Below are 20150 nucleotides of genomic sequence, written 5' to 3' on the forward strand. Positions count from 1 at the left end.
GCCGGAGTTCTATCCTATTTTATCATCAGTGACGGGCCTTTGGCTTCGGTAGGGAGGAGGCTACCACTCTCTTCTGATTAGATCCATCAGTTCATTGCGGTCTAAAATCCACTGGGCACGTTCATCCTTTTCATAGGTGCGATTGGACAGAAAGATTGCAGCTTTCTGCTTCGCCCGATTGTACATGATAAAAGTACCCGTATAGCCAGTATGATCCAGCCATTCTCCCTCCAAATTCCAAGCTAGACTGCGTGTCTTGCCGGACTCTGAAGCAAAGTTTTGGCTCAATTTCTCTGCAAATTCATCCTGCAAATAATGCTCTAAAAAGATCTGCAAATCCTCAAGTGTTGAAAAAAGCCCGGCACTCCCAGCATGCTGGCCTAAGACACGCGCTTTGGGATCATGAACCACACCCGCTTTAACACCACCAACAGTCGGAACCGCAGAAGCTACTGGTCCAAAGCTAGTTTTCCGCATCGCCCAAGGCTGAAAAATCTTTTCTTCAAATAACTTGTCCAAATCCTCCCCATAGATCTCCTCCAGCATAAAGCCCAGCAGGAGAAAATTAACATCTGTATAATGGAAGGTTTTGTCATCCCGCACTGTCAAACCGTTGAGAGCCGCCTTTAATTCTTGAGCATCGAGCCTATCCCGATTGGGAATAAAGGGATCGAGCCCAGAAGTATGGGTCAAAAGCTGGCGCAGGGTCACCCGATCATCATGAAAGGCTGGATAGTATTGCCGCAAAGGCGCATCTATATCCAAGTCACCAGTCTGAAACAAAAATGCCACCAAGGTTCCTACGCCAACCACCTTACTGACACTGGCCAGATCATAAACCAAACCGGCTCGCGTTGCTGATTGATTGGCCGGGTCTGCCAAGCCCAGATAGAAATTCTGCCAGTGTCCATCACGATAAAGAGACAAACTAGCCCCAGGATAAAGCCCCGCAGCAAGCTGCTGATCTACCTTTTCTAAAATCCGCTGGGTCATAGTTGCTCAAACCATAGTTCAATATTACTTTGGTCTTGGCTGACTAAGAATTTTTTAGATTTAGGTACAAAAAACTCCTGTGTCGCAAAAACCGATGACAATTTTTCCACATCAAAGTCTGTCACCAAACATTTGAGCATAGCCAAATCCCAAGTTTTCGTATTATCAGCTGTCAAGTCTTCTCCTTGGGCTTCCTGCACATCTAGGAAATCCAAGACATTGCTCACTGACTGATAGAAAGCCTTGATAGCCTGTAAATCTGGAGCACGAAGTTCAATCTTTTCCACATCAAATTGACTCAAGCCGATAAAATCATCCTGCACTTCAAATGCAGGAGTTTCTTGGACTGGTTGCAGACAAGTCACCTTCTCTTCCGCATGGAGCAAAATGCGATCGCCTTCTGGGGAAGTCGCTTCAAAAGCATATCCTTTCTCCCCACGATATAAACTGTCAATTTCAATCCCTCGAGCCAGCAAAGCCTCAATTTCTGCCGCTTTTGCCACCTTGATCACTAAGCGAGCCAATTTCTTTGCTCCTTTAACTCGACGAGAGCGCATGCTTGGAGATTCTTCTAAAATCAATCTTTCTGTTCTGGTTTGATCGCCCAAAGACAACTGGGCTCCTTCTTCCAACAGAGATTTCATCCCCAAGGTTTTACTATAGAAATCTTGATTTAGGTTCCGATTATTTACTTTTATTACTGGAACGATTCTTGCAACATGATTTACACTCATAACTTCCTCCAAACTATTTTATTGTAATAGATTTTCATTTTTTTTACAAGAAATTATGCGCAAACCAACAATTTTCAGAACATTTCCACTATCCTAATCAAACAAGTCAAAAAGTATAAAATAAATGGTAATCCCCCGCTACTCAAAGGCTGACAAAAAAGACCGAGATTGCTCTCAGTCTTTCGATAGATATTATCCGTAAATTGCTTTAAACAAAGCTACTGCTGTGATACCTGCAAGAATTGGTGCCACAACTGGTACCCAAGAATACCACCATTTTGAATCACCCTTGTGTTCACCAAGGATTGATTTTGGCAAGATAAAGTGCAAGATACGAGGTCCGAGGTCACGGGCTGGGTTAAGACCTGGTCCAGTTGGGCCTCCAAGTGAAGTTACCAAGGCCATCACAAGGAAACCAAGTGCCAAGTGAGCAACAGCAGATGATCCATTTGTTGCTTGTGCAAATGTATTATGAATCAGACTTTGAACATCCGATTCTGCTACTTTTTGACCAGCTTGAGCTGCTTGAAGAGCTTGTTGTTGTACATTCTTCTCAATAAGAACCTTCAATTCCGCACCGAAGTGAAGTTTAGTCATGCCCATCGCTGCAAAGAAAAGAACAAATGAACCAACAAACTCATTGATAAAACCATTGATTGTTGCTGCTTTACGAGATTCAGGTGTTCCATGATCTAGACTTGAAATGGTTGAGAAAGTACCCAAGATATTGTTTGGATTTTCTGTTTTCAAGTAGTAAGGGCGATGTGTCGCTACGACCAAAGCCTGTCCGAAGATAGCACCCAAAACTTGAGCAATAATATAAGGAGCTACCTGAGCCCATGGGAAGTAACCGCTAATCGCAAGTCCTAAAGTGAAGGCAGGGTTGATGTGGTTACCTGAGGTATTTCCAAACATCAGAGCTGGAATCATAACCCCCATACCGTAACCAACGGCAATGACTAACCAGCCACTTTGATGACCTTTAGTTCCTTTTAATTCAACATTGGCAACAGCACCATTCCCCAAAATGATAAGGATGGCTGTTCCTAAAAATTCCGTGGCATATTTAATAGCCCAACTGAAATCCATCTAATTTCTCCTTTAAAATTTTTTAGACAATCTATATTTTATCAAGTATAATGGATAATGTAAAGGTCATTTTAAACAAAAATAAGAAAAAGAGGGAAAAATATGCGCTTCAATCAGTATAGTTATCACAAGACAAATCCAGACACCATGCGCCAAGAATTAGCTGACTTGGGCTTTGTTTATGAGCCACACCTTTCTGACAAAGACAATCTCCAAAACTTTCTAGGACGCTGTTTCTTTCTCTATCAGGATACCGACTACTTACTTCGAGCTTGGGCCGATGATAGCGAAACTGACTTGTTGACCTTCTTCGAGTCAGACCGTGAACTGACAGCTGAGGTCTTCTACATGACCGCCTTTCAGCTCTTAGATTTTGTGCCTTTTGTTGATTTCACCGATCTTGAGAAATTCCGAACAGAAAGCAACTTCCCTATCGTTTATGGCGATCTGCTAGAAAACCTCTACCAGCTGCTCAACACTCGAACAAAAAATGGCAATTTGCTGGTTGATAAGCTGGTCAGCGAGGGATTGATTCCTGAGGAAAATGCCTACCACTACTTCAACGGCAAGAGCTTGGCAACTTTTGCCAGCTACGATGCCATCCGCGAGGTGGTTTATGTGGAAAGCCGAGTTGATACTGATGGAGACGGCCTGCCAGATCTAGTCAAGGTCAGCATTATCCGCCCTCGTTACCAAGGGAAAATCCCTGCTGTCATGACCGCTTCTCCTTATCATCAGGGAACCAACGACCCAGCCAGCGATAAGGCTCTCCATAATATGAATGTGGACTTAGTAAAAAAAGAGCCACATCACATCACAGTCCAAGACCCTGAGCTTAAATTGCTCCAGTTGGATTCGCCAGCTCCAGCTCAAGAAGTCTCTGAAGCTGAGGAAAAATTGGGTCATATCGGCACCTACACCCTCAATGACTACTTGCTGCCCCGCGGTTTTGCTAATCTCTATGTGTCTGGTGTAGGAACTAAAGACTCTGAAGGACTGATGACCAGCGGAGACTATCAGCAGATCGAGGCTTATAAGAACGTTATTGATTGGCTCAACGGCCGCTGCCGAGCCTTCACCGACCACACTCGCCAGCGGGAAATCAAGGCCACCTGGTCCAACGGAAAAGTGGCTACGACCGGTATCTCCTATCTGGGCACCATGTCCAACGGGCTGGCAACGACTGGCGTAGATGGGCTGGAAGTCATTATCGCCGAAGCTGGGATTTCTTCTTGGTACAACTACTACCGCGAAAACGGTCTCGTCACTAGTCCTGGCGGCTATCCAGGAGAGGATTTTGAATCCCTGACCGAATTGACTTACTCCCGCAATCTGAGGGCTGGTGACTACCTGCGTCATAATGATGCTTATCAACAAAGTCTAGAACAACAGCGCAAAGACTTAGATCGACAAACCGGGGATTACAATCAATTTTGGCATGATCGCAACTACCTGCTCCATGCAGATAAGGTCAAGGCCGAAGTCGTCTTCACACATGGTTCTCAGGACTGGAATGTCAAGCCCCTTCATGTCTATAATATGTTCCGAGCTCTGCCAGCTCACATCAAAAAACACCTCTTTTTCCATAACGGTGCCCATGTTTACATGAACAACTGGCAGTCCATTGACTTCCGCGAAGCCATGAACGCCCTCCTCAGCAAGAAACTGCTAGGCCATGCTTCAGACTTCGAACTGCCGCCAGTCATCTGGCAGGACAACAGTCAAGCTCAAAGTTGGCTGACCTTGGAAGACTTCGGTGGACAAGAGCAGAAACTTCAGCTCCAACTAGGCCAAGACTGCCAATCTATCCAAAATCAATACCCAGAAGAAGATTATAACCGTTTTGCCAAAAACTACCAAAGCTTTAAAAACGAACTCTTCGATGGCAAGGTCAACCAGATTACTCTGGATTGGACTTTGGAAGAGGACCTCTTCCTCAACGGAGCTACCCAGCTCAAACTGCGCCTTAAATCCAGCACGGACAAGGGGCTGATTTCCGCCCAGTTACTGGACTTTGGACCAGCCAAACGCCTCACACTAATTCCGACACCGCTTGAGCCTCGAGTCATGGACAATGGCCGCTACTATATACTGGACAATCTGCTGGAGTTACCTTTTGCTGAAACGCCACACCGTGTCATCACCAAAGGCTTCCTCAACCTGCAAAATCGGACAGATTTGCTGACGGTCGAAGAAGTTACTCCTGACCAATGGATGGAATGTAGCTTTGAGTTACAGCCAACTATCTACAAGATGAAAAAAGGCGACCAACTCCGCCTCGTCCTCTACACCACTGACTTCGAACACACCGTCCGTGATAAGACCGATTATCAGTTGACGGTAGATTTAGGGCAATCTAGTCTAGACTTGCCGACCATGGCATCACTGTCATAAAACCTAAAAGACGCTGATTTTTCGGCGCCTTTTTCTCTTATTTTAGATTGAAATATTTTTCTGCATATTTTTTATAATCTGGCTTTTCCTTGCGGTTCATAGCAAAGAGCATACTACCTGTGAGATAATCCTCGTCTGAATCAGGAATTAGCATAATAGCAACATTTTTATCTTTCTCAGGAAAGACGATAGAAAATATTTTGCCATTATCTTTCCGAGTCAGGCCATAATAACTCACCCCATTTTTAAAACCAACAGCATTTTGAGTATACTTATATTCTTCTTCGTTGACAACGATGGTCTTGTCTTTTATTTCAATGGTCGTTTGCTCACCTCTAGCATCCTGAACATTCCATTTCCCCTGAATTTTAGGGCTACCACTACAGCCGATTAGGATGAAGAGGGATGAGAGCACTACCAACAGCAAACCTTTTATCTTCTTATTTTTCAAGTTATCTTCTCCTCGGTATATAGTTTCATGACTATACTACTATAAATGCTAAATCTTTGTCAAACCTTCTAGAAATGTTCTCCTTGCCACTTTCCCAAAAAATGATATAATTGAAGAGTGAAGATTACTAAGGGACTCAGCCCTTGCGAGAGAAAGGAAAGAAAATCTTATGATGAATATGCAAAACATGATGAAGCAAGCCCAAAAACTTAAAAAAGATATGGACATTGCTCAAGCAGAATTAGCCGCAACTGAATTTGTTGGAAAATCTAGCCAAGATCTAGTTGTAGCAACTCTTACTGGTGACAAAAAGGTTGTCAAAATTGACTTTCAGCCTGCTATCGTAGACCCAGAAGATATTGAAACTCTATCTGATTTGACTAGCCAAGCTATCAATGCTGCTATCGATCAAATCAACGAAGTAGCTAAACAAAAACTCAGTGCTTTCCAAAGTGGACTTTCTTTCTAATTCTGTTAAGCCCCTATAACAATCAACTCCCAAAAAGATGGTTCATTCATCCTTTCGGGAGTTTTTTTGCGCAAAAAATTGGAGAAAAGGTCTCAGCATTTTCTCCAATATGAATCTTATTAATGTCTAAAATGTCTCACGCCTGTGAAGACCATAGTCAAACCATATTTGTCCGCAGCTTCGATAGACTCATTGTCACGGACGGATCCTCCAGGCTGGATGATAGCCTTGATTCCTGCTTTGGCGATTTCTTCCACGTTATCCGCAAATGGGAAGAAGGCATCGGAAGCGAGCACAGCGCCGTCAAGACGATCTTTAGCTTGGTCAATGGCGATGCGGACAGAAGCCACACGGTTGGTTTGACCAGGGCCAACACCAAGTGTCATGTGGTCGTTGGTCACGATGATACCGTTTGATTTGACGTACTTGATAGCCTTCCAAGCAAATTCAAGAGCCGTTGCCTCTGTCTCAGTTGGTTGGCGTTTGGTCACCACTTGCCAGTCAGCTGGGCTTTCCTTGACCACGTCTTGGTTTTGCACGAGGAGTCCACCGACCACGCCTGTGTACTCAGCTTCCACTTCACTGGCTTCTTGAGCGTCAAATGGCAAGGCAAGGATACGCAAGTTTTTCTTTTTGTTGGTCAAAATGGCTAGCGCTTCATCTGTATAGCTCGGTGCGATGATGATTTCAAGGAAGACACCGTGCATCTTCTCAGCTGTCGCAGCATCCACTTCACGGTTGAGAACGACAATCCCACCAAAAATTGACACTGGATCAGACTCATAAGCGTAATCCCAAGCCGTTTCGATATCGTCAGCTTGACCAATCCCACATGGATTCATATGTTTGAGAGCTACAACAGTCGGACGGTCTTTGAAATCACGAATAATACGAATGGCCGCATCCGCATCACGGATATTGTTGAAGGACAATTCCTTACCGTTGAGCTGTTTTGCTGATGCAATCGAGTAGGCAGTCGGCAAAGCTTTTTGGTAGAAGTCCGCATCCTGCTGAGGATTTTCCCCATAACGCATGGCTTGTTTGAGGTCGTAGGTCAAAGTGAGCTTCTCAGGTTTACTTTCCCCCACTTGAGCTGTGAAGTATTCTGCAATCAAGGCATCATAAGCCGCAGTGTGACGGAAAACCTTGGCTGCCAAACGTTGACGCGTTTCGTAAGTCGTTTCACCATCGGCTGACAACTCGTCCAAAACCACTGCATAGTCAGCAGGGTCTACCACAACCGTCACGCTGGCGTGGTTCTTCGCTGCTGAACGAAGCATAGAAGGCCCACCGATATCGATATTTTCAACTGCGTCAGCATAGATCACGTCTGGTTTGAGAATCGTTTCCTTGAAAGGATAGAGATTTACTACAACAAGGTCGATGAGCTCAATCTGATTATCCTTAGCAGCCTCTAAGTGGCTAGCCAAGTCACGACGAGCGAGGAGCCCACCGTGGATATTTGGATGAAGGGTCTTGACACGACCGTCCATCATTTCTGGGAAACCAGTCACATCATCGATTGCAATGGTCTCTACCCCAGCATTATCAAGGGTAACCTTTGTCCCACCTGTCGAGATAATCTCCCAACCAAGTTTTTTGAGTTCTTGGGCAAATTCAACAATGCCCGCTTTGTCTGAGACGCTGATTAAGGCGCGTTTAGTCATGTTTTTTCCTTTCATTGTATCAAGAGGTGCTTTCACATCATTTAAATCAAAGACTGGCGATTATAATCTGTAATCTGATCTCCAAGTTCTTTCAACAATTTCCTAACCTCCAGCTTACTTGTCTCACTTTCATAAATACTTCGCAGTTCGGCGTCTGTTGCACCAATTAAGGTTACAAATTCCACTTTTCCATGCGGAGTATCTAGAGGCTTAGCTAAATCATCAGCAGCAGTCAAGAAGCCTGTCAAATTAGATTTCTGTTGGGCATCAATTCCTACCGTTTGCTTGGTATAGATGTATTCTTCTGGCAAAACCACTTTACCCGTTTTAAAAATATATCTTGCCACATACTGTAGCAAACCACAGCCATTTTTAATTTCTTCTTCGTCATTATCTGATTTCTTTAACTTAAACGTTAATTCAATCCCATAACCACTGTATTCTGGATCTGAGCTTTCCTTTGTATATAATTCCGACAAGCCATAACTCACAAAATGCCAAAAATCTCCTGCATCGTAAACACTGATGCCATCAAGTGGATCTGGACCGCCTAGCATATACTTGATAACTGTTCCATAATGAAGAGGATTAGGCTGATCAGGGTATAAACGATTAAATTCTGCATCAATCGCTTCCCATCCTGGAGCACTATCATCTGTATTTTCAACTTTAATAACAATCTTGTCCTTATCTTTAGTCGGCGTCTCTTCGCTAGAAGGTTTTTTCTTAAAGAAATCAAACAAACCCATAAATTTCTCCTTAGCAGATGGCTTTTAATCCTTGCCACAAAATCATCTATGATTCCCTTCTTATTTTCGTGCAACTCCCAAACTATCCAACACCTCTGGATACAACTTGTACTCCGCTTCATGAATGCGAGCTTCAAAGCTGTCAATGGTATTATCAGCCATCCGCGGCACGCGCACCTGCTTGATAACCTTACCTGTGTCCACACCCGAGTCTACCCAGTGAATAGTAACACCGCTCTCAGCAACGCCAGCATTCCAAGCATCCTCAATCCCATGAGCACCTGGAAATTCTGGCAGATAGGCTGGATGAATGTTGATGATTCGGCCTTCATAAGCTGCCAATAAGGTTGGCCCAACGATTTTCATATAGCCTGCTAGACAAACCAAGTCAATCTGGTGTTCTTCCAAGAGTTCGACAAGGGCTGCTTCATAGTCTGCCTTGTTCTCAAACTCCTTGAGTTCAAAAGCATAGGACAGGATGCCGAGCTTGTCTGCACGTTCCAGCACATAGGCGTCACGATGGTCTGAAAAAACAAACTCCACTGGAAATTCTTCCGCAATCACCTGAAAATTTGAGCCATTACCAGAGGCAAAAACCGCTATTTTTTTCATTTGATGATGACACTTTCGTTTTCTTTCTTGACGATGCGACCAATTTCATAGACTGGCTCATCCAGTAATTCCTTGATACGGTCTACATTTTCAGGGTTGACTGCCAGCATGAGTCCCACACCCATATTGAAGATTTCAAACATTTCCTCATGCTTGATTTCACCGTATTTTTCAAGAGCTTTGAAAATCGGAAGCACTGGGACTTTGTCTTCTTCAATTTCCGCAGCTAGGTCATCTGCAAACATACGAGGGACATTTTCGATAAAGCCCCCACCTGTGATGTGTGCAATACCGTTAACCAAGCCTTCCTTGATGAGTGGCAAGACAGCCTTGACATAGATGCGAGTCGGCTCAAGAAGGACTTCCTTGAGTTTCTTGCCTTCCAATTCTGGCAAGACTTCCTCACCTGTATAGTCTGCAAAGACACGACGGACAAGAGAGTAACCATTTGAGTGGATCCCACTTGAAGCAAGTCCGAGAAGAATATCACCTTCATCCACTTTTGAGCCATCGATAATCTGAGATTTTTCTGCTACACCGACCGCAAAACCAGCCAAGTCATAGTCATCTTCACCGTACATACCAGGCATTTCAGCCGTCTCCCCACCGATGAGGGCAGCACCAGCCTGCACACAACCTTCTGCTACACCAGCGACGACTTGTTCTAGTTTAGCTGGTTCATTCTTCCCAGTTGCTACGTAGTCGAGGAAATAGAGAGGTTCCGCACCTGCAGCGATGATGTCGTTGACACACATGGCTACACAGTCCTGCCCAATGGTATCATGCTTGTCATATTGGATCGCCAACATCAGTTTAGTACCAACTCCGTCCGTACCAGAAATCAATACTGGCTCCTGGACATCTGTTTTAGATAGATCAAACATACCACCAAAACCACCTAGAGCCCCCATAACACCTGCACGCTCCGTACGAGCCACGTGCTTTTTGATCCGTTCAACAACTTCATAACCCGCTTCAACATCCACACCAGATTGCGCATAAGCATTTTTATTTGTCATTTGTTCATTCCTTTTCTTTAATGGAGAATCGTCTTCCGCCTATTTATAGAAACTGGTCTTTTCTTCCAAACTTCTACGGTATTCTTCTTCATAGTCGTAAAGAGGTGTTGGATAGTCGCCGTCAAAGTAAGCAACACAGAGACCACCATTCGGCGCATCTGTTTCAATCCCGATAGAGTTAATCAAGCCATCAATCGAAAGATAGGTCAGACTATCTGCGCCAATGATTTGGCAGGTTTCTTCGACCGTATGATTGGCCGCAATCAGCTCCTGACGGGTCTGGATATCAATCCCATAGAAGCATGGATAAGCTAGCGCAGGACTACCAATAGCAACGTGAACCTCCGTCGCCCCTGCTTCTTTCAAAAGCTGAACGATACGGCGAGAGGTCGTCCCGCGGACAATGGAATCATCAATCATGACCACACGTTTGCCTTTGACAACACCCGAAACAGCAGACAGTTTCATCCGTACCCCTTGCTCCCGCAATTCTTGAGTCGGTTGGATAAAGGTGCGTTGCGTGTATTGGTTTTTGATCAGACCCATTTCATTTGGCAGACCAGATTCTTCTGCAAATCCCATGGCTGCGCTGAGCGAGGAATTCGGCACACCGACCACGATATCCGCCGCATGCTTAAATTCACGTGCCAATTGAGCTCCCATACGTTTCCGTGCCGTATGGACATTGACACCATGTATATTAGAGTCAGGACGGGCAAAGTAGATATACTCCATAGAGCAAATCGCGAGCTGAGTATCATTCGTATAACTATCATACTGGATACCCTTATCATCAATAATGACAATCTCTCCTGGTTTCACATCACGAATCCACTCGGCACCAATGACTTCAAAAGCGCAAGTTTCAGAGGAAACGACCACCGCTCCGTTTGCCATTTTTCCGATAGAAAGCGGCCGGAAGCCATTAGGGTCAAGCGCCGCAATCAACTTATCCTCAAACAGCAAGATATAAGCAAAGCCACCTTTGACGAGACTGAGTGCCTCCTTGATTTTGCCCATCAAACTTGGATTGTGACTACGACGAATGAGGTGAGCTAAGATTTCCGAGTCCGAAGTTGAACTGAAGATAGCACCTCTTTGTTCCAATTCTTTCTTGAGCGACGATGCGTTTGTCAGGTTCCCATTATGAGCCAGCCCGAACTGCATATCATGAAAGCGAAAAATGAAAGGCTGGATGTTGTCTACAGAAGCTTCTCCTGCGGTCGCATAGCGCACATGTCCAATCGCGCTAGTCCCCGTCAGTTTGTCCAATTTGGTAGGATTTTTGAAAACTTCTGATAGAAGCCCCATATCACGATGGCGCTTCAATTGCCCCTGATCATTGGAGAGGATTCCAGCCCCCTCCTGACCACGGTGCTGAAGACTGTGGAGCCCAAAATAGGTCATTTTAGCAGCATCTGGATGTCCCCAAATACCGAAAACACCACATTCTTCATTAAGAGATTTTACTTCGTATGTCATTTTATATACCTATATTATATTTATATTATAGCCCACTCTTCTAAAAGAAAATTAGGAATTTCGTCTGGCTCGACTCTCTTATAACTATCAACTCCTACATACTGGCCCAAAGTAGGTTTACCGAAAAGTTCTTGACTAAGTAACACCAGCTTCTCATTTGTTCTAATTTTTTCTTTAATTTTTGGGCTAAAGTAATAGTTTTCAGCATAAGCAAATATTAAATAATTAAGAAATTCCAGTTTCTTCAATCGAGGGGTACTATTAAATTGACTTTTTAGAGATTTATATTTCCTATCCCTTTTATGATAAAAAGCTAGCACCATTGTCTTTTCTTTTAATGGTAAAATAGCCAGATGCAACTTCTGAATACGATTATTTTTTGAATGGTTACTCGTATCATTCACTGGATATCCACACATATCTCTAATCAAAGTTAATGAACCTTGAAACGCTATCGGTGTCTTATATGGGAGTACCTCATGAAAAATAATTTGATACGCTCCCGTTCCTTTATGATTATCTTCAATAGCAGTTTTATGGAGTAAAATTTCATTTTGAAAATCTTCAATATCATAATCAAAAGAATTATGAAGATCCTTTATTTTTTGAGATGTATTTTCTAATGTTTTACTAGAAATCTCAGGTATTCTTAAGTATAAAGCTTTATTGCTCGTATTATCAGACATTAACTTTTCAAAATGATATTTTTCCTCCCTCCTTCTAACTAGTTCTAAAAGGAAATTTTTCAATGCAATTTGTGACAACATTTTATCGCTAGGATAAGACGTGAGATTCATTTCATTTTCATATTCCTGAAAATAGAATGAGTCGCATTTACGACAGATAATTTGTATCGTTCCCGAATTACTCACTCCCCTATCATTATCTGACAGATCGCTCCCTATTAAATAACCAGCTTGAGTCAACATGCCAGAATCAGAAATATTTTTTAACGATAACTGTGGAATGGTGTGAGAGTTGCAGAAACTTGTGGTATCTTTATCACAAAGCAAACACTTTCCTGGCTTTAAGTCCTCCTTCATTACTTTCATCTTTCTAGATAATGATTTTTTCAATTGAATCTTTTTTTCAACATCAGGAATATCAATTAATTTATTCAAATACTTCACTAACTTTCATTTTACTTCTCAAAGCATACCAATCGCCTCAGTCATCTCTAGTCTTACTTCCCAGTAAAGTATTGTACCGCTGACGCAAATAGGTGCTGGTCTTTATTTCCTGGGATGTTTTGGAAGAGACCGTCTTCATAACGTTCTGAGTGCCCCATTTTACCGATAATCTGGCCATTCTTGCTGGTAATTCCTTCGATGGCATGGACAGAACCGTTCGGATTGTATTTAGAATCCATGCTTGGTTTGCCGTCAAAGTCAACATATTGGCTAAAGATTTGACCATTGTCACGAAGCTGCGCAAATTCCTCAGCCGTCACAACAAACTTCCCTTCACCATGTGATACTGGAATGGCATGGATATCGCCCACTTGCACCCCAGCCAACCATGGCGAGTTGGTATTGGCAATCCGAGTTTCCACCATCTTGGCCACGTGCTGGTTGGCATCATTGTAGAAGAGGGTTGGGCTAGTACTGCTGGCATCCTCAAAGTTACCGTATGGAAGAAGACCTGATTTGACCAAGGCCTGGAATCCATTACAGATACCGATAATCAAGCCACCACGAGCGATAAAGCTATCAATGGCTGCACGCACTTTTTCATTAAGCAGGATGTTGACGATAAACTTAGCTGAACCATCTGGCTCGTCCGCAGCTGAGAATCCACCTGCGAAGAAAAGGATGTTAGCCTTACCAATGTTGTCAACCATGGTTTCAACTGACTTAACAATGGCTTCTTCATTCAAGGTCACAAATGGCACCAAGTTGACCTCTGCACCTTCTTTTTCGAAGGCCTTAGCTGAGTCATATTCTGAGTTGGTTCCTGGGAAGACCGGGATGTAAACCACAGGTTTTTCAATAGTTTCCTTCGCTTTGATGACTGCGTCAGAAGCGACAGCTGGCACTTCTGCCAGTTCTTTCGCTTGGGCAAATTCAGTTGGATAGACTTCTTCCAGTTTTCCTTGGAAAGCACTGTCAAGCTTGTGTCCATCTAGCTTCACGCCGTTGACAAGGAGAGCAAAGTCTGCGCTTGTTTGTCCAATCTTCTCCACTCCAACGATTTCTTCAGGAGATGTGAAGACAAATCCACCCAATTGTGCTGTCAAAGAACTTTCAAGTTCAGGCAAGGTCACCTCTACACCGATATGATTTCCAAAGGTAGCAAGAGCCAAGCTTTCAACCACACCACCGTATTTGACAGCTGAAGCCGCCGTCACCTTATGAGCTTTTTGAATGGCTTCAAACTGAGCAAAATTAGACTTAATAAGTTCAAAATTAATTTCTGCAGAGAGGGCTTGACCTGGAATGTAGTAGATGTTTTCACCAGCAGTCTTAAACTCAGGAGAGAGCACCTTACGGCTATCTGCCGTCGTCACCCCAAAGGCAACCAAGGTTGGTGGTACGGTTAATTCCTCAAAGGTACCAGACATAGAGTCTTTCCCACCGATCGATGGCAAGCCAAGTTGGATTTGTGCTTCGATAGAGCCTAGAAGAGCGGCTACTGGCCGACCGAAACGCTCAGCTTGTTTGTCCATACGCTCGAAATATTCTTGGTAAGAGAAGCGAGACTTGGACCAGTTGGCACCAGTAGCAACCAAACGAGCAGTTGCTTCGATAACCGCATAAGCAGCACCGTGGTATGGAGACCATTCTGCCACGTAAGGATTGAATCCTTGGGCCATGACTGACGCAGTGTGAGTCACACCGTGTTGAACTGGTAATTTCTGCACAGAAGCCTCAGTTAGTGTGAGTTGGTAGCGACCACCAAGTGGGTGATTGACCGTTGAACGACCAACAGAGCAATCAAAGATGGTTTGCAAGCCTTTTTGACTCGCATGGTTGAGGTCAGACAAGACCGCAAGGGTATCTGCTTCAAGTGTGTTAGCAGATGTTTGACGTTCTTCTGGAAGTTCGACATCCTTGTCTACAACCTTGGCATCAACGACCACACGCACACCGTTAGTATCAAGGAAACGGCGTTCCAAGTCGACAATCGTTTCACCATTCCAGTGCATGACTAGATTTGGTTTTTCAGTCACTGTTGCCACAACAACAGCATCAATATTTTCCTTGTTACATTCAGCAACGAAGACATCTACGTCCTCAGGACGAACCACGACTGCCATCCGTTCTTGCGATTCAGAGATGGCAATTTCTGTACCGTTCAATCCTCGGTATTTAAGAGGCACTTTGTTAAGGTCGATTTCAAGACCATCTGCCAATTCACCGATAGCCACACAAACACCACCAGCTCCAAAGTCATTGGACTTCTTGATGAGACGAGTGACAGCGCCATTACGGAAAAGACGTTGGATCTTACGCTCTTCGATGGCATTCCCTTTTTGAACCTCAGCACCAGCAGTCTCCACAGACTCAACCGTTTGAACCTTAGAAGACCCTGTCGCACCACCGACACCATCACGGCCTGTCTTACCACCAAGAAGAATGATCACATCGCCTGCTTCCGGTTTTTCACGGACAACGTTGCCCTTGGGAGCCGCACCAACAACGGCACCTAACTCCATGCGTTTAGCTACAAAGCCTGGGTGGAAATACTCACGAACGTAGGTCGTCGCAAGCCCAATCTGGTTTCCGTAGGAAGAATAACCATGAGCCGCTGTCTTAGAAATGACTTGTTGTGGCAATTTACCAGCGCGAGTTTCTGAAATCGGTGCTGTAATGTCACCAGCACCTGAGATACGCATAGCTTGGTAAACGTATGAACGGCCTGACAATGGGTCACGAATGGCACCACCAATACAAGTAGCCGCTCCACCAAATGGTTCGATTTCCGTTGGATGGTTGTGGGTTTCGTTCTTGAACATGAGGAGCCAAGGTTCCTTGACACCATCAACGTCTACTTCAATTTCGACCGAGCAGGCATTGATCTCGTCTGACACCTCCATATCATCCAAACGCCCATTGGCACGCTCATAACGACCAAAAATAGTTGCCATATCCATCAAGGTTTGCGGTTTCTCCGAACGCCCCAACTCTTCACGCATGGCAATATACTTGTCATAAGTCGCCTGCAATTGCTTTTGGAATTTAGAAGCTGAGAAATCAATCTGTTTCAACTCTGTCTCAAAAGTCGTGTGACGGCAGTGGTCAGACCAGTAAGTGTCCAAAACCTTGAGCTCAGTTTCCGTCGGCACGCGCCCAATTGACTTGAAATAGTCTTGGATAAAGAGCAAATCGTCCACTTCCATGGCCGTCCCTTGTTCGGCCTTGTAACGTGCAAAGTCTTCTGCCGTATAGCTTTCAAAGAAAGTCAATTTAGGAATGGTCTTGTCTGACTCTGAAAATTCCTGCTTGGCAATTCCAGTCGTGATATCCTTGAAACGAGAGTCCACTGGATTGAGCAAATAGTTTTTGACCGCTTCCAACTCAGTCGCATCAATATCTTTATTAACCAAGTAAAGTTGGGCTGTATTGACCATCACGTCACTAGAACTTCCTAGCAAAAGTAAGGCTTCCTGTGAAGAAGCTGCGCGCTGGTCAAACTGTCCTGGCAAACTTTCAATGGCAAAGAAAGCATAGTTGGCAAGATCCGCCTGCACAGCCGCTTCATCCAAGACATGGTCTGTCACCTGCTCAGAGAAGATGTGTTTCTCTGCAGGCGCAAACAAATCCTCTGCCAAATCAAAGACATCATACACTTGCACAATGCGAATACTTTTCAAAGTTGACAGTCCCAAGTTATGTTGGAGTTCTCTCACCAAACTCTCTGATTTGACCTGAAAATCAGCCTTTTTTTCAACAAAAATACGTTTATCCATTAATTCTTATCCCTTTATTTCAGCTCTTGCAATATTCCCAAACGAACTCATGGTTATTGCAAACAGATTATTTCAATCCTTGCAACTTTTCCCAGACAATCTCATAAACGTCTGTCAATTCACCCAAGCCACGGCGGAAAACATCCTTGTCCATGTGGTTGCCATCCGCATCCCACAAACGGCAGTTATCTGGTGAAAATTCGTCTGCCAAGATAATCTTGCCTTCCTTATCAAAACCGAATTCTAGCTTAAAATCAATCAACTTAAGACCAATCTCAGCAAACCAAGCTTTCAAGAACTCATTGATACGACGGGTTTCTTCCTTCAAGTAAGCAATCTGCTGGTCATCCGCAATCTGTAGGAATTTCACATGCTCGTCATTGATAAAGGGATCATCCAAATCATCGTTTTTATAGTAAAATTCGACGATCGGCGTTTCCAAGGCGATCCCTTCTTCCACACCAAAGCGTTTAGAGAAAGAGCCCGCCGTATAGTTGCGCAATACCACTTCCAAGGGAATAATATCAACTTTCTTATTAAGCTGATCTGTATCTGAGATTTTCTCGATAAAATGCGTTGCTACACCGGCAGCGTTCAACTTTTCAAAGATAAAGGCTGAAATCTGATTGTTTAAGACTCCCTTACCCGCAATCTGCTCCTTTTTGACACCATTAAAAGCAGTTGCTTGATCCTTGTAGCGGGACAAAATCACCTGCTCATCTTCTGTCGCAAAAATATCCTTTGCTTTTCCCGAATATAACAACTTGTTTGACATTTTATTATTCGCCTTTCGTGTTTTTATGCTTTAAGTGTATCACTTTTAAATATATTTTACAAGCTTTTCCCGTACATTATAGATGTAAAAACAGGAAAGGTATTGGAAAAATTAACAGTAAAAAGCTGAAAATATATTTTCCTCATACAAAAACAGGACTTTTTCAAGCCCTGTTCTAGAATTTATTAATATAAGTCCAAATAATTATCAATTTCCCATTGGGAAACGAAGGTCGCATAGCTAGCCCATTCAATCCGCTTGGCTTCAACAAAGCTAGTGTAGATATGATTCCCCAAGGCTGCTTTAACCACCTCGTCTTCGGTCAAGGCCTTAACAGCATTGTGGAGAGTAGACGGCAGGTCAGTGATACCCGCTTCCTTGCGCTCTTCAGCTGTCATCACATAGATATTTTCCTCGATTGGAGCTGGCGCTTCGATTTTATTTTCCACTCCATGCAGTCCCACTTCTAGGAGCACTGCCATAGCAATATAAGGATTAGCCATAGGGTCTACTGAACGCAATTCCAATCGCGTTCCCATACCGCGCGATGCTGGCACCCGAACCAAAGGCGAGCGATTTTGCCCAGCCCAAGCGATGTAAACTGGTGCTTCAAAGCCAGGCACCAAACGTTTATAAGAGTTGACAGTCGGATTCATGATAGCTGTATAGTTATAGGCATGCTTAATCAGACCGCCCAAGAAATAGTAGGCCGTTTCAGACAACTGCATTCCTTTTGGATCCTCTGGATCATAAAATGCATTATTTCCATCTTGGTCAAAGAGGGACATATTGCAGTGCATACCAGAACCAGCAATACCAAACTTCGGCTTAGCCATAAAGGTCGCATAGAGGCCGTGCTTACGAGCAATGGTTTTCACCACCAACTTGAAAATCTGAATCTTATCACAAGCGCGAAGCACTTCATCATACTTAAAGTCAATCTCGTGCTGACCGACTGCCACCTCATGGTGACTCGCTTCTACTTCAAATCCCATCTTAGTCAAAACATTGACAATTTCTCGACGGGTATTATCCGCCAAGTCTGTCGGCGCCAAGTCAAAGTATCCACCTTTGTCATTCACTTCCAGTGTCGGATCGCCATTCTCATCCAGTTTGAAAAGGAAAAATTCTGGCTCAGGACCAAGATTAAAAGACTTGAAGCCCAGTGCTTCCATATGTTTGAGAGCTCGCTTAAGGTTACTACGAGGATCTCCTGCAAAGGGAACATGTTCTGTCGTATAAACATCACAGATCAAGCCTGCTACACTGCCATTTTCATCTCCCCAAGGAAAAACTGTCCAAGTATCCAAATCAGGATAAAGATACATGTCAGATTCGTTGATCCGAACAAATCCCTCGATAGACGAACCGTCAAACATAGCCTTATTTGATAAGACCTTTTCAAGCTGCTCATCCGTTGCTGGAATTTCAACGTTTTTCATGGTTCCCAAAATATCAGAGAACATCAGACGGATGAAAGTGACGTTTTTTTCTTTTACTTCGCGACGAATATCAGCTGCTGTAATGGGCATGGGTAACTCCTTATAGTTTTAAAAAATAGTTTATGGCCGACGCATGTGACCAAAGGTTGGCAGAGAAGAGCCAAAACGACCTTGCTGTAAAATATCATTGTGGAGAGCCCGGCGGACTTCCTTTTCACTAATCGTTTTGTGGGATTTAGCTTCACGTTCAGCATATTTCTTTTTAATAGCAGCGATATTATATCCTTCAGAAATATAATCCTTAATTTCCAAAAGTCGGTCCATATCATTCAGAGAATACATTCGACGGTTGCCCTCATTCCGAACAGGAGTAATGAGGTTTTGCTCCTCATAATATCGAATCTGACGGGCAGATAAGTCCGTCAACTTCATAACGCTACCTATGGGAAAGACTGCCATATTTCGGCGAAACTCTTTTTCCTTCATTTTTTTCCTCTCTATGCACTATTATAACTAATTTTTTTTGTATGTCAACAATCAATGTGAGATTTTCTTACACATTTTAATTTATAGACTTAAAGAAATTCTTAATTCTATCTACATCGGAATTTACCACTATTGCAACAAAGACACCCATAAAGGTTTCAAAAACTCTAGCAAAAACGTATAAAATAGTATCTTCCGGACTAATCGAGAGAGTGATAATCAGCATAGCTGAAACACCACCAATCACTCCAGCCTTATTATTCATAGCGACATTGGTCATGATCGTCAGCATCGTACAGATTGGCACAAATACCAAAGTCACCCAAAACTGATCGTCCAATAAATTTCCTAACAAATAAAATAACAGGGCGTAGAAACCACCGACGCTATTTCCTAAAATACGAGAAGTCCCAAAATGAACACTTTTATCAAAATCTTCCCGCAGGCTAAACACCGCCGTCAAAGCCCCAATCTGGAGCCCCTTCCAGCCAAACATGCCAAAAATGAGTAGGACAATAAAGACTGCTATCCCCGTTTTCATCGTCCTCATACCCAAGCGGAATTTCGATTTATCAAATTTGTACTTACTAAAATAGCTCATGCCTTTTCCCTTTTAAAAGTAAACTATCTTTATTCTAACATATTTTCTAATAAAAATGCTCTGTCCATCCAGCTTATTGTTAACCGCCTAGCAAAAAGACATAGCTGCTCCCTCTCTTTTCTAGATACATTTCCCGTTGTCGATCAGTTAGTAAGAAAATATGACTAGATCTTACAAAGACAAGAGAAAAGAGGCTGGGACAAAAGTCCTAGCCTCTCAATTGTCTTTGGATTGTCGAGCAAGACGCAGTGGTTGAGTGGGCTCTACTACGCTGATTT

Annotated in this window: 17 protein-coding genes; 2 read left to right on the plus strand and 15 right to left on the minus strand. The window is 43.5% G+C overall.

The window, feature by feature from the left end:
- Positions 1-60: 60 nt before the first annotated feature.
- The 3 genes from D8792_RS01185 to gla all read right to left on the minus strand — a co-directional run bounded on the left by D8792_RS01185 (position 61) and on the right by gla (position 2816).
- Positions 61-993, minus strand: a complete 933-nt coding sequence (locus tag D8792_RS01185; protein ID WP_125372555.1) for a serine hydrolase domain-containing protein — start codon at positions 991-993, stop codon at positions 61-63.
- Entirely contained in the window at positions 990-1727 is a 738-nt protein-coding gene (locus D8792_RS01190; RefSeq protein ID WP_125372556.1) for a CppA N-terminal domain-containing protein, read from the minus strand. Before D8792_RS01190 ends, D8792_RS01185 begins: the two co-directional genes overlap by 4 nt.
- A 192-nt stretch (positions 1728-1919) precedes the next feature.
- Positions 1920-2816: an aquaglyceroporin Gla gene (gla, locus tag D8792_RS01195; RefSeq protein ID WP_125372557.1), complete on the minus strand. Its 897-nt coding sequence runs from the start codon at positions 2814-2816 to the stop codon at positions 1920-1922.
- Between the two features lie 102 nt (positions 2817-2918).
- Here gla and D8792_RS01200 point away from each other — a divergent pair, with 102 nt between their 5' ends.
- Positions 2919-5210, plus strand: a complete 2292-nt coding sequence (locus tag D8792_RS01200) for a Xaa-Pro dipeptidyl-peptidase (protein ID WP_125372558.1) — start codon at positions 2919-2921, stop codon at positions 5208-5210.
- Between the two features lie 37 nt (positions 5211-5247).
- Here the strand turns inward: D8792_RS01200 and D8792_RS01205 are convergent, their stop codons facing one another.
- The gene (locus D8792_RS01205) at positions 5248-5661 is read right to left on the minus strand and encodes a glycosyltransferase (RefSeq protein ID WP_185758377.1); all 414 of its coding nucleotides are present in this window, start codon (positions 5659-5661) and stop codon (positions 5248-5250) included.
- 169 nt (positions 5662-5830) lie between these two features.
- Between D8792_RS01205 and D8792_RS01210 the strand changes: the two genes are divergently transcribed.
- The gene (locus D8792_RS01210) at positions 5831-6130 is read left to right on the plus strand and encodes a YbaB/EbfC family nucleoid-associated protein (protein WP_125372559.1); all 300 of its coding nucleotides are present in this window, start codon (positions 5831-5833) and stop codon (positions 6128-6130) included.
- A gap of 119 nt (positions 6131-6249) precedes the next feature.
- On the opposite strand, the gene purH is transcribed toward D8792_RS01210, so the two are convergent.
- The 11 genes from purH to D8792_RS01265 all read right to left on the minus strand — a co-directional run bounded on the left by purH (position 6250) and on the right by D8792_RS01265 (position 19872).
- Complete coding sequence (purH, locus tag D8792_RS01215; protein WP_125372560.1) at positions 6250-7797, minus strand: bifunctional phosphoribosylaminoimidazolecarboxamide formyltransferase/IMP cyclohydrolase; 1548 nt, start codon at positions 7795-7797, stop codon at positions 6250-6252.
- 41 nt (positions 7798-7838) lie between these two features.
- Entirely contained in the window at positions 7839-8546 is a 708-nt protein-coding gene (locus D8792_RS01220; protein ID WP_125372561.1) for a suppressor of fused domain protein, read from the minus strand.
- 60 nt (positions 8547-8606) lie between these two features.
- Entirely contained in the window at positions 8607-9158 is a 552-nt protein-coding gene (gene purN / locus D8792_RS01225) for a phosphoribosylglycinamide formyltransferase (RefSeq protein ID WP_125372562.1), read from the minus strand.
- Complete coding sequence (gene purM, locus D8792_RS01230) at positions 9155-10177, minus strand: phosphoribosylformylglycinamidine cyclo-ligase (RefSeq protein ID WP_125372563.1); 1023 nt, start codon at positions 10175-10177, stop codon at positions 9155-9157. The genes purN and purM overlap by 4 nt, the downstream gene beginning before the upstream one ends.
- A 39-nt stretch (positions 10178-10216) precedes the next feature.
- On the minus strand, positions 10217-11659 hold the full coding sequence (purF, locus tag D8792_RS01235; protein WP_125372564.1) for an amidophosphoribosyltransferase: 1443 nt from the start codon (positions 11657-11659) through the stop codon (positions 10217-10219).
- Between the two features lie 20 nt (positions 11660-11679).
- Positions 11680-12789, minus strand: coding sequence for a hypothetical protein (locus D8792_RS01240; protein WP_125372565.1), 1110 nt, complete (start codon positions 12787-12789; stop codon positions 11680-11682).
- A gap of 53 nt (positions 12790-12842) precedes the next feature.
- The gene (locus D8792_RS01245) at positions 12843-16568 is read right to left on the minus strand and encodes a phosphoribosylformylglycinamidine synthase (RefSeq protein WP_125372566.1); all 3726 of its coding nucleotides are present in this window, start codon (positions 16566-16568) and stop codon (positions 12843-12845) included.
- 67 nt (positions 16569-16635) lie between these two features.
- Entirely contained in the window at positions 16636-17343 is a 708-nt protein-coding gene (purC, locus tag D8792_RS01250) for a phosphoribosylaminoimidazolesuccinocarboxamide synthase (RefSeq protein WP_125372567.1), read from the minus strand.
- A 185-nt stretch (positions 17344-17528) separates the two neighbouring features.
- Positions 17529-18875: a type I glutamate--ammonia ligase gene (glnA, locus tag D8792_RS01255; protein ID WP_125372568.1), complete on the minus strand. Its 1347-nt coding sequence runs from the start codon at positions 18873-18875 to the stop codon at positions 17529-17531.
- Between the two features lie 30 nt (positions 18876-18905).
- Positions 18906-19271, minus strand: coding sequence for a MerR family transcriptional regulator (locus tag D8792_RS01260; protein ID WP_125372569.1), 366 nt, complete (start codon positions 19269-19271; stop codon positions 18906-18908).
- A gap of 76 nt (positions 19272-19347) precedes the next feature.
- Positions 19348-19872, minus strand: a complete 525-nt coding sequence (locus D8792_RS01265; RefSeq protein ID WP_125372570.1) for an FUSC family protein — start codon at positions 19870-19872, stop codon at positions 19348-19350.
- Positions 19873-20150: the final 278 nt, after the last annotated feature.

Source organism: Streptococcus cristatus, from assembly GCF_003943505.1.
In the GTDB taxonomy this organism is placed as follows: Bacteria; Bacillota; Bacilli; order Lactobacillales; family Streptococcaceae; genus Streptococcus; species Streptococcus cristatus_E.

Coding starts and splice junctions, on each gene's coding strand:
- D8792_RS01185 (WP_125372555.1), bottom strand. CDS start 993: ATGACCCAGCGGATTTTAGAAAAGGTAGATCAGCAGCTTGCTGCGGGG.
- D8792_RS01190 (WP_125372556.1), bottom strand. CDS start 1,727: ATGAGTGTAAATCATGTTGCAAGAATCGTTCCAGTAATAAAAGTAAAT.
- gla (WP_125372557.1), bottom strand. CDS start 2,816: ATGGATTTCAGTTGGGCTATTAAATATGCCACGGAATTTTTAGGAACA.
- D8792_RS01200 (WP_125372558.1), top strand. CDS start 2,919: ATGCGCTTCAATCAGTATAGTTATCACAAGACAAATCCAGACACCATG.
- D8792_RS01210 (WP_125372559.1), top strand. CDS start 5,831: ATGATGAATATGCAAAACATGATGAAGCAAGCCCAAAAACTTAAAAAA.
- purH (WP_125372560.1), bottom strand. CDS start 7,797: ATGACTAAACGCGCCTTAATCAGCGTCTCAGACAAAGCGGGCATTGTT.
- D8792_RS01220 (WP_125372561.1), bottom strand. CDS start 8,546: ATGGGTTTGTTTGATTTCTTTAAGAAAAAACCTTCTAGCGAAGAGACG.
- purN (WP_125372562.1), bottom strand. CDS start 9,158: ATGAAAAAAATAGCGGTTTTTGCCTCTGGTAATGGCTCAAATTTTCAG.
- purM (WP_125372563.1), bottom strand. CDS start 10,177: ATGACAAATAAAAATGCTTATGCGCAATCTGGTGTGGATGTTGAAGCG.
- purF (WP_125372564.1), bottom strand. CDS start 11,659: ATGACATACGAAGTAAAATCTCTTAATGAAGAATGTGGTGTTTTCGGT.
- D8792_RS01245 (WP_125372566.1), bottom strand. CDS start 16,568: ATGGATAAACGTATTTTTGTTGAAAAAAAGGCTGATTTTCAGGTCAAA.
- purC (WP_125372567.1), bottom strand. CDS start 17,343: ATGTCAAACAAGTTGTTATATTCGGGAAAAGCAAAGGATATTTTTGCG.
- glnA (WP_125372568.1), bottom strand. CDS start 18,875: ATGCCCATTACAGCAGCTGATATTCGTCGCGAAGTAAAAGAAAAAAAC.
- D8792_RS01260 (WP_125372569.1), bottom strand. CDS start 19,271: ATGAAGGAAAAAGAGTTTCGCCGAAATATGGCAGTCTTTCCCATAGGT.
- D8792_RS01265 (WP_125372570.1), bottom strand. CDS start 19,872: ATGAGCTATTTTAGTAAGTACAAATTTGATAAATCGAAATTCCGCTTG.